The sequence below is a fragment of the Mangrovibacter yixingensis genome, from assembly GCF_020523985.1.
GTDB classification, from domain to species: Bacteria; Pseudomonadota; Gammaproteobacteria; order Enterobacterales; family Enterobacteriaceae; genus Mangrovibacter; species Mangrovibacter yixingensis.
In genome coordinates, this window is the sequence record NZ_JAIVKM010000001.1 from 430,772 (window position 1) to 446,061 (window position 15,290).

Consider the following 15,290-nt stretch of genomic DNA (forward strand, 5'->3'; position numbering starts at 1 on the left):
ATTAACTGCGTTAATCCACCCGGCAACCAGGTTTCATCCTGGTTGCCATCACTACAGGATCCCGCAATGAAATCACTGTTGTTTGAAAGCGATGCACAGCGTTTTATGCGCAGCTATGAACATGCTCAGGGTTACCATTTCCGCGCCCGTTGCCTGGCAGAGCAAGGGCGTTCGGCCAGCCTGATATTCAATGTCGCCGCTGTTGCGGTTGAGTGCTACCTCATTGCACTGTGCGGGCTGCACGGCATTTTGCCCTTCAACCATAACTACCGCAGCCTGGTAATGAGTGCGGAAGAAAAAGTCGTACTGGGCGAAGAGCTTAAGCGCCGTATTCTGGCTCTTGATGACCTGTTTGGGCTGTGCTCCATAGATGATTATTACCACGGCGTTCCTGGCGATGATGACGCCCGGCGCATTGTGGCTGTCTGTGCCGCCCTTGACGGGCTCATTCTTGAAGAACAGCGCAGGCTGGTTAACCCACCCGGAGGGCAGCACGTATGAACATTGTGGCAAACCCGATGGCGGGCCATCCCCACGGCGAGATGCGCCGTGATGAACGAGAAATCACAGACCCACAACAGATAGACACGTTATTACGTAATGGCCGGGTGATGTATATCGCACTCAGCCAGCAGAACGTGCCTTTTATGGTGCCGGTTTTTTATGTCTGGAATGGTACTGCGCTTTATTTTCACTCGGCCCGTAGTGGTACCAAAATTCGCATTCTCAAAGAAAACAGCGCGGTCTGTTTTGCTGTTTCCCAGTATGAAGGCGTTATTGAAGATGACATTGCCTGCGATTTTGAGGCACGCCACCGTACCGTTATTGGCCTGGGTAATGCCTGTTTTGTCGATGACGACGCTGAAAAACTGGCCATGCTGCACCAACTGATGGGGCGTTTTACGGATAAAAAATTCACTTTTCCACAAGCAAACCTGAAAGCAACACAGGTTATACGCATTGATATCACCAGTATGAAAGGTAAACAGCACGGGTTTTAACCCGTAACGGGAGGCAAGATGAATATTGCCGTATTTCTCGACAAACAAGGGGTTACCTGTGGCATTTGGCAGGCGGCAACGCTCGGATTGTTTGCACCGCGTAATTCTGGCTGGCAGGCGATAGTGCAGGTGCCGTTATCGGTGAACCGGGAGATGTTGCCAGAAGATGTGCGCCACCAGGTAATGGCTGCCGCACGCGCATTACCTGGCTGCCGCCATATTGTCGCCAGTGAAATCACGGGAGCCGTGAAAGCCTGGCTCGATGGCTTGGGGTTTACCATGTGGCAATGTGCCGGACGCCCGGAAAGCTTCCTTGAACGGCTGAATAACCAGGTAATGCAACGTGCGCCAACGGTTGTCGCGCTACCAAAATCTTTTATTCAGCCAAGTGAAAAACAGGGGGAGTTTAAGGCAGATTTGATAGCCGCACTCTATGAAACTGAGGGGCATGCGTCACGGCGTATCCTGATTCCTTTTTTGTTTAAAGGGCAGTTTACCAGGCTGGAAATTACCTGTGACCACTTGCCCCGCTGGTTTTCCCGCACGCTGGCAAAGCTTGCTTATTCGTATGATGTCACCACGAAAAGTGATGGACTATTGCAGGTGGTTGTCAGCAAGTCAGGAAATCGTTCGTAAAATGTTCCTAAATGTACACATGATTGGCTGAAATGTACGAACAAGAACACTTTTTTAAATCACACCTATTCGGATTGCAAATAAATCATTATAAATCAGTTAATTAAATAATTTGGTGCGAAGGCGAATCTGGCGTTTATTTTGCACTGACCTCTGTAAGCCGAATACCAGCCAAAACAAGGAGAATTATGGCTATTGTGTTGCGGGGGGAAATGAAAATGATTAACGGAAATAAACGAGTCTTTACCCTGAACGAGAATGAGACACCTGGGCTTGCACCGTTATCATTCAGTTGCCGTTTAGGTGAATGCCGTTCTGAGTTGATGCCTTTACTCTCGGAAGTCAGCAAAGTAGTCAGTAGTGGCGGCACGTTGTCGCAAACACTCAAACTGGTTCTGGAACTATTACAGAAGCATTTGCAGGTGATTCGCGCAATGATCACGCTGTATGACGCCAGTTGTGATCAAATCTTTATCCATGAAAGTTTCGGTTTGTCGGCCGAAGAGGTGGAAAAAGGGGTGTATGCCCCCGGCGAGGGTATCACCGGGCGGGTAATTGAAACCCGCCAGCCGATTATTGTACCCAATATTGCCGATGACCCAATGTTCCTGAACCGAACAGGTAGCTGGAATAAAGCTCGCGACAGCCAGTTGTCGTTTATCTGTGTGCCGATTATTCGTGGTGTAAAAGTGATGGGTACGCTCGGTATTGAACGGGTGTACAACAATGAACAATTACGCTACCTGGACCTGGAAGTATTGCGAGTGATTGCCGCGATCATTGCTCAGGCTGTTGAACTGCACCTGCTGGAACGGGCACACCAGCGTATTCTGCGAACTCAACCTGCGCTACACCATTCGGGCAGTAACCTGTTTGATACCGGCGATATTATTGGGCGTTCCCGGCCAATGATGGCAGTTTACCGTTTGCTGGAGAAAGTCAGCCGTGCGCGCACTACGGTATTGATCCTGGGGGAAAGTGGAGTAGGGAAAGAGCGAATTGCCAGCGCTATTCACCATAACAGTTATTGTGCTAATGGGCCGTTTGTGAAGTTTAACTGCGCGTCTTTGCCGGAAAGCGTGATTGAGAGTGAGCTATTCGGCCATGAAAAAGGCGCTTTTACTGGTGCGATTTCCCGTCGTGCCGGGCGCTTTGAAGATGCCGATGGCGGCACTATTTTTCTTGATGAAGTCGGCGAGTTATCGCCTTCTGCACAGGCGAAATTATTGCGTGTTTTGCAGGAGCGCAGTTTTGAACGAGTGGGCAGTAACGAAACACTGAAAGTGAATGTACGCATCCTGGCCGCCACTCACCGCAACTTATCCGAAATGGTGGCGCAGGGTGCCTTTCGTGAAGATTTGTTTTACCGGCTTAATGTTTTCCCTATTGATATTCCGCCATTGCGTGAACGTGGCAGCGATATTCTGATCCTGGCCGATTATTTTACTAACCACTTTGCCGGGGAGCAGGGGGTGGATGTGCCGACCATTGCCACGCCAGCGCTGAATCTGTTACTCAACTATCAATGGCCCGGTAATGTGCGCGAACTGGAAAACGTGATGGAGCGCGCGGTGCTGCTGGCTGATGAAGGGATGATCCACAGTTACCATTTACCTATCAATTTGCAACCAATGAACACTATTGTGATTCAAAATGAAGGGCTGGAAGCCCGGCTTGCCAGGGTTGAATACGATTTGATTGTGGAAGCGCTGACCAAATACCAGGGGAATGTATCCCGCGCTGCAGACTTCCTCGGAATGACCAGGCGGGCGCTTGGGTTACGGTTGTCTCGCTACCAACTTAACTATAAAGATTACCGCGAGGTGGGGTTGCGGTAGATTTTGTTAACGCAGTAATTGGTGTTAACGGCAGCACGTAACAGGTGCTCGGGCGTTCCCTGAACATCCGCTGGTGGAGCCGGTGAACAGGATTATGGTAGATTGCTGTGCTGTAGTTTATTGATTAAGCTTAAATATCAAATGCCATTTTGGCATGGTACAAGTAAATGGCATGGAGATGCGATGCATAACAGAAAGTGGATGTTATCTGTATTACTGTTCTTTTTTTCTGCAGCTTCTTTAGCTACGGATGCTCCAGATTCTCCCCAAAAAATCATTTTTGATTTCTACCAGAAATATTTTTTATATCTGCACGATGAAAGTAAAAAACCACAGCCTGAGCTTACGTATTCGAAGTCTTTTAATGAATTACTGCGCCGCAATGAAAAATTATGTGAACCATATCGTGATGAGGTTTGTGGTTGGGGAACAGACGCTGACGTTTATCTTAATGCTCAGGACCATGATGATAATCTGACAATAGAAAACTCACATTTTACGCTTGCTGAAGCACCAAACAACGTGGTTACTGTATCGTTCAATCTTTTCCCATCTCAAAAAGCAGACCAAAATGGCCATAGTGTGATTTCTTTTAAAATGCTTTATGAACAATCCCATTGGGTGGTGGATGATATTATTTATGATGAATCCTCCGCACGTCAGCAGATGCAAAGCGAGAATGAATTGTTAACTGAAGAATTGAAGAATAAAGCCAGACCATGATGAGAAATCAATCATTCAGTTATCCGGGGAGTGTGCGGTTTCATTAATGTGTTCAGGTTGCTAACAATCTGGCTAAAAGTACCAAAGGCGTGAGTAAGGGGCGTTTTGCCCCTTCTTTTTAGTTAGCAGCCGAAAATCAATAAATTGATTTTCCTGGTTTTTTATTGTGTGACATCTTCTCGTTCTGTGCAGACATGAGGTTTGTCATCAGACTCAAGGGGCGTTTAGCCCCTTATTATTTGACATCTGAACTCTCTTTTATAACCGTAAGTTAGCGCCGGTTTACTAACATTGATGTTCCTGCTGGGTCTGCGTGGGAGCTTGCGCATGCTGGCTGACATGTTCCAAATCTGCTCCTGTCATATCTGGCAGAGTCAGAGAAGCAATAAATGCAATAGCATAGGATGTGATAGCCAGAATACCCATTGCTATACCCAAGTGAAGGAATGAGGCAAGGAAACCCACTGCAGCAGGCATGAGTGAACCAAACCCGCGCCCAAAACTGCCACAAAAACCGGCACCACCGCCACGCATACTGGTCGGATAGAGTTCAGAAAATGCAGGCATAGTTGACGAAGCCAGTCCTCCCTGTAACGCACCAAGAAAGTAGCCAAGTACCAGCGTAATACCCAGATTTACGGACATGAACATATAGACGCTGACAACACAGGCCTGTAAAACAAGAAACAACATAATTGTTTTCCAGCGGCCCAATTTGTCGCTTATGTACCCACAGATAAATGGTCCCATCAGCGAACCGAGAATATTCACCAACAGGTAACCTGACATCGAAGTAACAGGAAGCCCAAGGCTCATACGTAAATAAGTGGGCAACCAGGTAATCATGATGTAAGCACCACCAAAAATACCCGTCGATAAAATGGTTGCCGTAATGGTGATGCGTCGGTAGTCCCGCCCGAATATAATACTGATTGTTGAGTTTTTGGTTTTTACCCGCTCTTGTTTACCTTTAACAAATACAGCAGATTCCGGCGTTTTACGGCGAATCCACCACACTAAAATGGCGGGAATCGCCCCCAGAGTAAACATGACTCGCCAGGCTGACTCTTGGGGAATAAATGCTAAAACCAGTGGCATTACGGCCAAAGACAACGCGTTACCAACGGCATAACCACTTTGAATAGTGGATGCCACCCTGCCACGCAACGACGAGCGGATGACCTCACTTATAAGCACACCACTGACAATCATTTCTGCACCATAACCTAACCCTTGCAAAAAGCGCAGAGCAAAAAAGGCCCAGAAATCATGGCAAAATGCGGTCATAACGGTAAAAAATGTCAGCCACAGCACAGTGAGTTTCATGACTTTGATACGACCAAAGCGGTCTGCCAGCAGTCCGGCACTCCAGCCACCAATTGCACTGCCTATCAGGGATACAGAGCTTAATATTCCTGCTTCCGATTTTACCAAAAAACCAATCGACAACAATATTGGCATTGATAAAGAGAAAATAGTTGAATCAAATGCATCAAGGACATAGCCGCCCAGACTTGCCAGCCATGATCTTTTTTCCACTGAAGTTAATTCAGAATACCATCCAATTTTCATAGGGTACCTTATGCTATCGTTTTTAAATATATAAAGGTGAGTGGTTTTCTGGTGCTAAATAGTAATGTGACTTATTTATTTTCTGTGGCTTATACACCAACGCGGTTGCTTAATCTGCCAATACTCTCAATTTCCACCTCAACAAGATCACCATCTTGCAGGAAAAGTTGTGGCTGACGTTTTACCCCCACACCACCAGGTGAACCAGTAATAATGACATCGCCAGCTTTTAATGGAGTGAATGTACTAATGTACGAAATTATCTCAGGGATTTTATGTACCATATTTTTGGTATTGTCATTTTGAACGATATTTCCATTTAAAATAGTCTTTATTGCTAAGTTTTGTGGGTCAGGAATTTCATCACGGGTAACAAGAAATGGCCCAAATGATCCTGTCGCTGGCCAGTTTTTCCCAGCTGTATACCAAGTATGTTGCCAGTCACGGACTGAACCATCCATATAACAGCTATAACCGGCGATATACTCCAGAGCATCTTTTTCTGCTACGTGATAACATTCTTTACCAATAATAACGGCCAGTTCTCCCTCATAGTCAAATTCTGAGGATATCCGGGGTTTTTGAATCAGGCTGTTGTGGCCTGTTTGTGAGTCTGGGAAGCGCACAAATATTGTTGGTGCATTATTTTTTTCATTGAATTCTAATCGCTTGTCCTGGTAGTTCATACCTATGCATAATATTTTTTCAGGAGTGTCAATTACTGGCAGAAATGTGATTTCTCTTGGATGAATAGTTGCCTTGTGGTTTGAGAAATCATTTAATTCATGGAGGGCGTTTTTATCCAGAACATTTTGCAGTGAAGAATATTTTTCGCCAATTAATGGTATCAAATCGATAATGGCATTGTGGTGTACGATACCATAATGTTTTTTTTCATTATATATGAAATTAGCCAGTTTCATGCATTTCTCCAAACATGCTAACAATATAGATGAATGCTAGCATGAAGGTAATTTATTCTGGCATTAATTAAACGCTGTGGCCTATGAGTTTTTTTTATGTTGTTGTTATTTTATTTTTTAAGATATATCTAAAAATAATGTATATATTTTTGTTATGAGAAATTTAAAATCATGGTTAATATACTTTTTAAATTCTGAAATTATAAAAAAACTGTGATGTGAATTGCATTATTAGTTTTTAGTTAATATTGAAATGTTACTACAAATGTAATTGAGTAAAGTCTCTGCTGTTTTGGGCTACTGTGCAATTATTCACATATTCCCCTGCAGATAATGCGTTCTGCGCGGAAACATCTTGCTTTCCGAGAATGGAAAATCTTTCTTCACTACTTATCCCGCAGTTTCATTTCTGTGACAAGCCTCTAAAAAATTAAAGTAAAAATCTTAACATCCGATAACAACAGTGCTTGTTCATGCGGTGTCAGGTTTGCTCCGCCGAAGGAAGTGAATTTATAAAAAAACATCAACATAATTCATATCTCTGATCTGCGTTTTCATTTTTAAATCAAGTTGTTATATCACCGGGAGAACTTATGTTTAACTTTAAGAACCTGAAGGTTGGCGTTCGGCTTGGCATCTCTTTTGGCCTGGTTGTGGCGCTGTTAGGCGTGGTGGGAGTAACTTCCATCAGCAAGATCAACAATATCAAAAGCGGCATATCTTCAATTGTTGAAGACCGGTACGTCAAAGTACGGCTGGCTTTTGACGTGCGTGACGGTGTGAATGATCAAATCAAATACCTGCGCGGTATCGTTATTGATACTACCCGCCCACAAAACAATGTGAACCGCCTGAAGCAACTGGCAGAAGCCACTGAACGCACTAATGTTGCATTGAAGAAAATCGAAGCGATTCAGGTAACGGCTGTTGGTAAGAAGAAAATCGCAGGCCTGGTGGAAGCAAGCCGTAAGTTTGAACAGCAAAAAAATGAACTGCTGGACCTGGTTCGCGCCGGGAAACAGGATGATGCCAGCACCTATGTTCTGAAATTGATAACCGGAACGCAGAATACTTTTCTCGATGGCGCTATCGCTTTTGCCAATTCTCAATCTCAGCAGTTGCAACATGAAGGCGGTTCTATAATCGACGATGGTTCCACCGCGATCATGGTGACGCTGGTGTTCTCCGCTATCGCTATTATCGCTTCGGTGATCCTTGGCTTTTTACTCACGCGTTCAATAGTTCAGCCGTTGAATAAAGCCGTGACTATTGCAGGCAAAGTGGCCGCAGGCGATCTCAGCACCCATATTGAAGTGAAGAGCAAAGATGAAACTGGCGTGTTGATGCAGGCGTTGAAGAGCATGAACGATAACTTACTGACTATCGTTTCTGATGTGCGTGCTGGTTCTGACACCATAGCAGTGGCCTCCAACCAGATAACCAGTGGCAACATTGATCTCTCCTCTCGTACTGAACAGCAGGCCAGCTCGCTGGAAGAGACTGCCTCGGCTATGGAGCAAATGACATCAACAGTTAAGCAGAATGCCGAAAACGCCCACGAAGCAAACAAACTGGTTGCCAACTCGTCAGACGTGGCAAAAGAAGGTGGCGCAGTGATGGAGCAGGTGATTGATAAAATGGAGGCAATTGCGCTTTCATCGAAAAAAATCGTCGATATCATTAGCGTGATTGACTCAATTGCCTTCCAAACCAATATTCTGTCACTTAACGCAGCAGTGGAGGCTGCACGCGCTGGTGAACAGGGGCGCGGCTTTGCCGTTGTTGCCAGCGAGGTGCGTAACCTGGCTCAGCGCTCTGCCTCGGCAGCGAAAGAGATAAAAGTGCTGATTGAAGATTCTGTAGCGATAGTAGATGAAGGTAGCCGCCTGGTGTCCCACGCAGGCTCAACCATTACTGAAGTGGTCAACAGCGTGAACAGCGTGGCAAGCATAATGAGTGAAATCACGATTGCCAGCAGCGAGCAAAGTAGCGGCATCAGCGAAATCAACCAGGCGATTACGCAAATGGAAGCAGTGACCCAGCAGAATGCTGCGTTGGTGCAGGAAGCATCTACTGCCTCCCAGGCGTTGCAGGACCAGGCAGAACGTTTGAGACAATCAATGAGTGTGTTTAAAACTGGCCAATATTTGGAACTGAGCGCAATGTAGTGCTATGTGACGGTGGGGCATACACTCCACCGTCATTCATTTGGGTGTCATAACGACCCAGCGCTTCCCGGGTTGAGGTGTATCTTCAACCAGGGTAAACCCGAGCTTGTTTGTGTAGTACTCAATCGCCCGGTCATAATCGTCGACAACGATAGCCACATAGCCCATGCATCTTTTTTGCGTTCTCAAAAATCAACTCCTGTGTTGTGGAATCTGTTCATCCGAAGTCACCATACCGACGCCATGAATGAGTGTATCTGGCAAGAAGCAGTAATTTCCTGCTTTCTCGCTATCTTTTAAAACCTTGCCACACAGCCCCTGGGAAAGTCATTCAGTTGGGCCACTTACCATGGATTCCATGTGCTGTTTAGTAGAGGAATCGTTCAGTGTCGCTCTCACATGCGGGAGGCTTTGTGGGTAATTTTGCTGAATAAATTCAATCATTTTTTCCCGCACGTAACAGCGTAAATCCCAGGCTGTAGGGGAATTTTGTGCAGTCATCAATAACCTGATTGTCATGGTTTTGTCTGTGGTATCGGTTACCTGGAGTACCTGAGTCTGTTGGTCCCAGAGCTTTGTTTCACTGAGCACTTTTTCAAAATGCTTACGCAGGGGCTCTAATGGCATCGAGTAATCAACGTAAAGAAATACAGAACCTAATATTTGTGCGTTATTACGCGTCCAGTTCTGAAAGGCGTTCTCGGTAAAATAGGTAATTGGCAGCACCAGGCGGCGCAGATCCCAAATGCGCACTACAACATAAGTCAGGTTTATTTCTTCAATCCAACCCCATTCATTTTCAACCACCACCGCATCGTCAATTTTTATCGGCTGGGTGAAGGCTATTTGAATACCGGCAAACAGGTTGACCAGCGATTTTTGCAGGGCGAAGCCAATGATAATCCCTGCGACCCCGGCACCAGCAAGAATTGTCGTGCCGAATTTTCTAACGCCCGGGAAGCTGAGCAAAATCAGAGACAGGCAGAATAACACCAACAGTACGATAGCGACTTTCTTAACATATATGATTTGTGTGCGGATTTTTCTGGCACGAAGATTATTCGAAAGATTAATGTCATAGCGTATAAACAGCATATCCTGGACGACATTTGTCAGGCGAATTAAAACGGAACAAAACGATAATATAATAAATATATTGGCGGTTGAGGTTATCAAGTTAAGGGCATTTGTGGGAATGTTGATATAACGAACCCCAACATTGATTAACAGCAAAGGGAAGAACAGAAACATGGAGCCACGCAGGTGCTTCTCCAGTGATTTGAAGAGCTTTCTGTCGCGGTTTTGCCAGTAGCGGATGAAGCGCAGCAGTATAAACCGTGCCAGAAAACCTACCGCGAATGACAGCGTGACCAGCAATAAAGCCGGTACCCATGATGGAGTGTCAGATAACTCGCCAAATATCAATTGCATCATTTTCCCTTATATTCATTCAGCTAGCGGCAATCGTTGTAAGGCCTGCCGATAAAATCAGTAACCATTGCCTTCCCACTTTTCTGTGGATGGCATAATCATGTAGATAAGTTTATGAAAAATTTAATCAACTGGCTTACTACTCAGATAAATCACTTGTTCAGAAGCTGAATTTCATGGCGATAATTTCTTAAGTATTTGAATTTTAGTAAATTATTTTATTCATGGAGCATGATTCTTAAAACTGAATCGCCAACGTTCCACACCGCGGAACACATTACCAGATAGCAAATGCTCATCAGCAATTGCAGTATTAATCGCTATATAGTCAAATATATAGCGATGGTGATGTTAAACGAGGAACACAATGAATCTGTTTATGTTTTATGTTGGTGGTAACGCCGGTAAATCTAATATTGAAGTACATGACATTCAATTCGCCGTAGCTAATGACCCCAAAGATGCCTGGCCAGCACTGCGAAAGGCCTGGTTTGGCGACCGTAATAAAATTCATGTTGATGGCTATGCTCGTATTACCTGGGTTGACGGATATGCGGTTACTCTGAGTACTGAGCCACCTCAATCTGCGGAGAAGTTATTCTTCGTGAACGTCGGGGGTTACAGGGCGGATACTCTGGCAGAACTGCATGAGTTTGACTTATTTGTTGCCCTAAATGCCCAGGATGCAAGGAAGAAAGCGTTACAGGCATTGTTGTGCGGTGCTGAACAGCAACACAAAGATAACCTGAAGGATGTGGATGATTGCCTGTTACTTGAAAAGGTTGGCGAGCTATTTATTCACCTCACCCCTTGTACTTCCGGGCAACATTATCGGCCAGAATGGCAGGGATACCAGCCGATAGGTGCCTGATTTTGGGCAGGCACTCTGGCCTGATTGGGCCAGGCCTGCTTTTAGCCAATTTTTATTCCGTGCCGAGCCAACTGTTGGTGTAGGTAACACTTAAAGTAATCGTAATAGTTTTGCTGGGTTCCCGGCATAAATCCCTTTAACCAGTACAGGTTTAGTGACTACGCTACCAGCGCCAATAACCGCACCGCTGCAAATCTCTGTGGTCAGAATTGTTGCTCCGCTGCCCACCGTAACTGCATTGCCCAATACTATATTAATCCAGTTTTCAGCACAGGAATCAGGGCTACCCGTTTTGAACAGATCATTGGCGAAAGTAACACCATGGCCGATAAAGCAGTCATCACCCAGTGTGACATTTTCACAGATAAAGGTATGAGACTGAATTTTGCTCCTGTTGCCGATAACACAGCCTTTTTGGATCTCGACAAATGGCCCGACAAAAACATCGTCGCCGAGTGTACATTCATAAATATTGACAGGTGTTACAACCCTGATGTTTTCGCCCTGATTAACCGCACGAATACCACTTTCAACTATTTTCATACTTATCCCTGATGGTTAATAGAGGTTTAAGAATAGTGCATAATCTGTATGAGATATTTAGCTTCTTACATAAACCTTCTTCACATGAATAAGTTCAGCAAGGGTAATTACGGGCCTCAGCATTAATTGCATGCTGCCAACCACAAATAACCATGTTCCGTCAGTCATCAGCGCGTCATAGAAGAAGAAAATACTGCCAATCAGAAACCATAACGCTATCAGTAAATCGTTTAACGCCCCCAGTGCCCGGTAACGGCGTTTAATGATGATGTGGTCGGCACCGAAATCTATTTCTGCTTCTCGTTTGCGCATCCATCCCCCGTGGTTTATCGGTTTAACAGTTTCAATCAAATTACACTGGGATTGCGGCTATTTCTGGCTCTGGGTGTAACAGGATGTGTGATGTTCGGCGTTAACCTGACTTCGCCTCCGGTAAACAATCAATGGAACCCGCCGGTGCCGACATTTTTGTGGTACAGGGTTTGATGCTGGGGTACGTTGCCAGTAAAGGCATTAGGAACATTTTCCATGCGCCAGTTATCAATCACAAATAGCAGGGCATAGATATACCCTGCGCAGGCTGCGGCAGTTATGTGTGATTGCCTGACAACACCAGGGCATTCTGACAGGGAGTTAGTTAATTCAGTGAATTAGCGCGCATTCGAATGTAAAGTTTTGTTCAGGTTTGTGCGTTGGCTCACCTGACGAATAAGGAAGAGCAAATAAACCCGGACAATTTCAGGCAGGTGGCGTATTCCTGTTTCCGGTATTGCAAACAATATACGGCCCGTAGCCCGCACGCGTAATGCGTTGTAAAAGATAAAAAATGGAATGGGCGCTCAAAATTTGGGGTTGGTTTCTCAGCGGGAAATAAAAGGGCGCTATAAAGGCGGTGGCGCTTGAGGTTTTTGCCTTATGGCGTTTCTGCTGGTTTGTGCCGCGTTGTGAGGCAGAAAGAAGAAAGCCCCGAGTCATTTTTCAATTAACCCGAGGCCCACTGTATGCCTGAACAACATCAGTATGGCTTCTTACCGTGCATTATGCAAGGAGGCGTAACCCATGAAACTGCCGCGAAATACTCTTATCTGGTGCGTATTAATCGTGTGTATCACGTTGTTAATATTCACATGCCTGACCCGGGCTCGCTTATGTGAAATCCGGTTGAAGGACGGAAACAGAGAGGTCGCTGCCGTGCTGGCTTACGAACCTGGTAAGTAGCCACCTGTCAGGCGGGGGAAACCCCGCCTTTTCAGCGCGTGTTGCTCTGTGCTGCCACAAGCGCCTTATGAAGGGGTTGCCGGTTCGCTGGCAACCCCTTTTCCTTGATTGCTGTGTAGCCAGGCTCCTGAAGCTGCCGGAAAATTCTGTGTATTTATGTTCCCTGGCCGTGCATTTACCTGGTAGTTGCTAATTTGGTTGCAAATGAGTTGGCATCTACAACAAAACGGTGGGTTTTAGCGGCAAGTGAACATTCACCGCGCAAGGACTCCGTTGTTGTCTAAAGGGTTTTAAAAGAGAATGGCTCGAATTACCGGAACACTTAGATTTCAAGTGCTGCAAGAATTTCCGCTTCCATTTTCTCAGGGGTAGTGAACGGAGCAAAACGCTTAAGCGGTGTACCGTCCCGTCCTATCAGGAACTTAGTGAAATTCCACTTAATCCGCCCACCCAGAACGCCGGGCAATTCTGCTTTCAGATAACGAAACACTGGGTGTGTGGCAGCGCCGTTAACCTCAATTTTCTCGAACATCGGGAAGCTGACACCGTAATTAATGTGGCATGTCTGAGCGATTTCGTCAGCGCCACCCGGTTCCTGCTTGCCAAACTGGTTGCAGGGGAAACCAAGCACTACCAGCCCCCGGACGGCGTATTTCTTGTAGAGCGCTTCAAGGCCTGCGTATTGCGGCGTGAAACCACAATTGCTGGCGGTATTCACCACCAGAACGAGTTTACCTGTGTAATCGGCCATCGGGATGAGCTGGCCCTGCAGGCTGGTGGCCGTGAGTTGGTAAAAGGTGGTCATGTTGGAATCCTCTTAGCAGAATCAGTGCGACGACAACGGCCTGTTTTACCGCGATACTTACCACACGGCGGCGGAATTTCTTATACTGAACCACCAGAATTATGCAGTATGAACCTCCTTGACCATAAATAATAAACGCCAGGCTGACAACTTGCGCCAGTGTGTTCCGTCCCCAATGTTCACTACATTTCCCGTCTACGATACAGCGGGTTTTAAAATATTCAGGTAATCTGATTCATTGCAAATAAGCCGGGATCGACAGAATCGCCTTACAGGGGAAAAGATGCCAGAACTGAAGACGATGCTCATTTTCTTATTAACTGCTTTGGCAGAAATTGTTGGCTGCTATTTACCTTATTTATGGTTGCGGGAAGGGAAAAGCGCCTGGTTGTTACTGCCTGCTGCATTTAGCCTGGCGCTTTTTAGCTGGTTGCTGACGTTGCACCCGACAGCTGCAGGTAGGGTTTACGCAGCATATGGTGGTGTTTATATTTTTGTCGCCATTCTGTGGCTTTGGGTTGTAGACGGAATAAAGCCAACAAGTTGGGACTTTTTAGGCGCAGCTATCGCGTTATTGGGCATGAGTATTATTATGTTTGCCCCCAGAACCTAAGGGCCGTTCGTGCCAGGTAACCCCCTGGTGCATGTGTTGAAATCATTTTTAACTGGAGACTTGATTTAAATGCTTAGCCCCGAAATACGCCCAGCGCAGTCATCAGATGTTTCTGCTATCGAACATATTATTGACAGCGCATATTCACATTACATAGAACGTATTGGGCGCAAACCAGCACCAATGAACTGCAACTATCAGGAAATTGTTAATTCAGGTGACGTATGGGTTCTTACTAACCAGGGGGATGTTATTGGCCTTATCGTCCTGCATTGCGAATCAAATCATGTGTCTGTCGGAAGCCTGGCTATAGCTAAAATGTACCAAGGGAAGGGGCTGGGAAAGGCGTTGTTGGCCTATGCTGAATCACATGCCAGAAACGTGGGTGTGAGTGAGCTTCGGCTCTATACCAACGAAAAGATGTACGAAAACCTGCAGATCTATTCCCGGCTTGGTTGGCAAGAATATGGCAGAGCCGAACAAGATGGTTACAGGCGGGTTTTTATGAGGAAAATACTCAGTTGAGCCTTGGGTTTCACGCTCAGGCTCTATCTGGTGACCTGCTCCCCATCGATGAACAACCTTCCTGTCTCAGCCAGGTTTAGTTGACCACTACAAGGGCCGGAGAGTTGTCACTACCAAACTATAAGCAATGAATCAAAGGCTGAATACAGCCTCAATTTCTATTGAGAGATCAGGTGAGAAGAGACGGCTGACTTCTACGAGCGAGCTGGCAAGTGATCACCATAATTTCGTACAGTACACTTTACTTCACCTAACACACGGTCATTCCTTCTTACCAGATTGCCCATGCCGATGTCCTTTTTAAGGAAACAGGCCGCAATCTTACCATTCCTCTGTAAATGCTCAATGTTGATTGGCGTATTGAAGGTCCGCTTTGTGCGAGGTGTGGACTACCTAAAACAGTAGCTACAATAGATAACCTTA

Annotated in this window: 16 protein-coding genes and 3 pseudogenes; 11 read left to right on the plus strand and 8 right to left on the minus strand. The window is 45.8% G+C overall.

Translation table 11 applies throughout. The features are described from left to right. Positions 1–66 precede the first annotated feature (66 nt). The 5 genes from LC084_RS02025 (at position 67) to LC084_RS02045 (ending at position 4,198) form a co-directional block, all read left to right on the plus strand. The gene (locus LC084_RS02025; RefSeq protein WP_226568912.1) at positions 67–501 is read left to right on the plus strand and encodes a hypothetical protein; all 435 of its coding nucleotides are present in this window, start codon (positions 67–69) and stop codon (positions 499–501) included. Further along, positions 498–1,001 carry a pyridoxamine 5'-phosphate oxidase family protein gene (locus tag LC084_RS02030; RefSeq protein ID WP_226568914.1) on the plus strand — a complete coding sequence of 168 codons (504 nt, stop codon included), beginning with the start codon at positions 498–500 and terminating at the stop codon, positions 999–1,001. The genes LC084_RS02025 and LC084_RS02030 overlap by 4 nt, the downstream gene beginning before the upstream one ends. 18 nt (positions 1,002–1,019) lie before the next feature. Beyond that, entirely contained in the window at positions 1,020–1,637 is a 618-nt protein-coding gene (locus LC084_RS02035) for a Fe-only nitrogenase accessory AnfO family protein (protein ID WP_226568916.1), read from the plus strand. A 188-nt stretch (positions 1,638–1,825) separates the two neighbouring features. Then, positions 1,826–3,475 (plus strand): sigma 54-interacting transcriptional regulator, encoded by a 1,650-nt coding sequence (locus LC084_RS02040; RefSeq protein ID WP_226568918.1) that lies wholly within the window; start codon positions 1,826–1,828, stop codon positions 3,473–3,475. Positions 3,476–3,658: 183 nt separating this feature from the next. Next, complete coding sequence (locus LC084_RS02045; RefSeq protein ID WP_226568920.1) at positions 3,659–4,198, plus strand: DUF3828 domain-containing protein; 540 nt, start codon at positions 3,659–3,661, stop codon at positions 4,196–4,198. A 285-nt stretch (positions 4,199–4,483) separates the two neighbouring features. Here the strand turns inward: LC084_RS02045 and LC084_RS02050 are convergent, their stop codons facing one another. Continuing rightward, the gene (locus tag LC084_RS02050; RefSeq protein WP_226568921.1) at positions 4,484–5,770 is read right to left on the minus strand and encodes an MFS transporter; all 1,287 of its coding nucleotides are present in this window, start codon (positions 5,768–5,770) and stop codon (positions 4,484–4,486) included. An 89-nt stretch (positions 5,771–5,859) separates the two neighbouring features. Beyond that, entirely contained in the window at positions 5,860–6,693 is an 834-nt protein-coding gene (locus LC084_RS02055) for a fumarylacetoacetate hydrolase family protein (protein ID WP_226568922.1), read from the minus strand. A 593-nt stretch (positions 6,694–7,286) separates the two neighbouring features. Here LC084_RS02055 and LC084_RS02060 point away from each other — a divergent pair. Further along, the gene (locus tag LC084_RS02060) at positions 7,287–8,861 is read left to right on the plus strand and encodes a methyl-accepting chemotaxis protein (RefSeq protein WP_226568924.1); all 1,575 of its coding nucleotides are present in this window, start codon (positions 7,287–7,289) and stop codon (positions 8,859–8,861) included. 42 nt (positions 8,862–8,903) lie between these two features. On the opposite strand, the pseudogene LC084_RS02065 reads toward LC084_RS02060, so the two are convergent. Together LC084_RS02065 and LC084_RS02070 are read right to left on the minus strand one after the other, a co-directional pair. Continuing rightward, positions 8,904–9,050: pseudogene (locus tag LC084_RS02065) on the minus strand (VOC family protein); the annotation flags it as partial. 138 nt (positions 9,051–9,188) lie between these two features. Next, entirely contained in the window at positions 9,189–10,292 is a 1,104-nt protein-coding gene (locus tag LC084_RS02070; RefSeq protein ID WP_226571108.1) for a mechanosensitive ion channel family protein, read from the minus strand. A 367-nt stretch (positions 10,293–10,659) separates the two neighbouring features. On the opposite strand from LC084_RS02070, the gene LC084_RS02075 reads away from it, so the two are divergent. Further along, positions 10,660–11,163 carry a DUF1543 domain-containing protein gene (locus LC084_RS02075; protein ID WP_226568926.1) on the plus strand — a complete coding sequence of 168 codons (504 nt, stop codon included), beginning with the start codon at positions 10,660–10,662 and terminating at the stop codon, positions 11,161–11,163. A 90-nt stretch (positions 11,164–11,253) separates the two neighbouring features. Here LC084_RS02075 and LC084_RS02080 read toward each other — a convergent pair whose 3' ends face one another. Together LC084_RS02080 and LC084_RS02085 are read right to left on the minus strand one after the other, a co-directional pair. Beyond that, positions 11,254–11,706, minus strand: a complete 453-nt coding sequence (locus LC084_RS02080; protein ID WP_226568928.1) for an acyltransferase — start codon at positions 11,704–11,706, stop codon at positions 11,254–11,256. Positions 11,707–11,763: 57 nt separating this feature from the next. Beyond that, positions 11,764–12,018 (minus strand): YrhK family protein, encoded by a 255-nt coding sequence (locus tag LC084_RS02085; RefSeq protein ID WP_226568930.1) that lies wholly within the window; start codon positions 12,016–12,018, stop codon positions 11,764–11,766. A 689-nt stretch (positions 12,019–12,707) separates the two neighbouring features. On the opposite strand from LC084_RS02085, the pseudogene LC084_RS23270 reads away from it, so the two are divergent. Beyond that, positions 12,708–12,857: pseudogene (locus tag LC084_RS23270) on the plus strand (DUF5431 family protein); the annotation flags it as partial. Further along, a complete protein-coding gene (locus tag LC084_RS02095) occupies positions 12,805–12,924 on the plus strand; it encodes a type I toxin-antitoxin system Hok family toxin (protein WP_226571109.1) in 120 nt (39 codons plus the stop codon). The pseudogene LC084_RS23270 and the gene LC084_RS02095, both read left to right, overlap by 53 nt. Before the next feature lie 322 nt (positions 12,925–13,246). Here the strand turns inward: LC084_RS02095 and LC084_RS02100 are convergent, their stop codons facing one another. Then, positions 13,247–13,729, minus strand: coding sequence for a glutathione peroxidase (locus LC084_RS02100; RefSeq protein WP_226568932.1), 483 nt, complete (start codon positions 13,727–13,729; stop codon positions 13,247–13,249). A gap of 283 nt (positions 13,730–14,012) precedes the next feature. Between LC084_RS02100 and LC084_RS02105 the strand changes: the two genes are divergently transcribed. Further along, the gene (locus tag LC084_RS02105) at positions 14,013–14,342 is read left to right on the plus strand and encodes a YnfA family protein (RefSeq protein ID WP_226568934.1); all 330 of its coding nucleotides are present in this window, start codon (positions 14,013–14,015) and stop codon (positions 14,340–14,342) included. Between the two features lie 69 nt (positions 14,343–14,411). After that, entirely contained in the window at positions 14,412–14,867 is a 456-nt protein-coding gene (locus LC084_RS02110) for a GNAT family N-acetyltransferase (protein ID WP_226568936.1), read from the plus strand. 132 nt (positions 14,868–14,999) lie between these two features. Here LC084_RS02110 and LC084_RS02115 read toward each other — a convergent pair. Further along, positions 15,000–15,103, minus strand: a pseudogene (locus tag LC084_RS02115) (RidA family protein); the annotation flags it as partial. Positions 15,104–15,290: the final 187 nt, after the last annotated feature.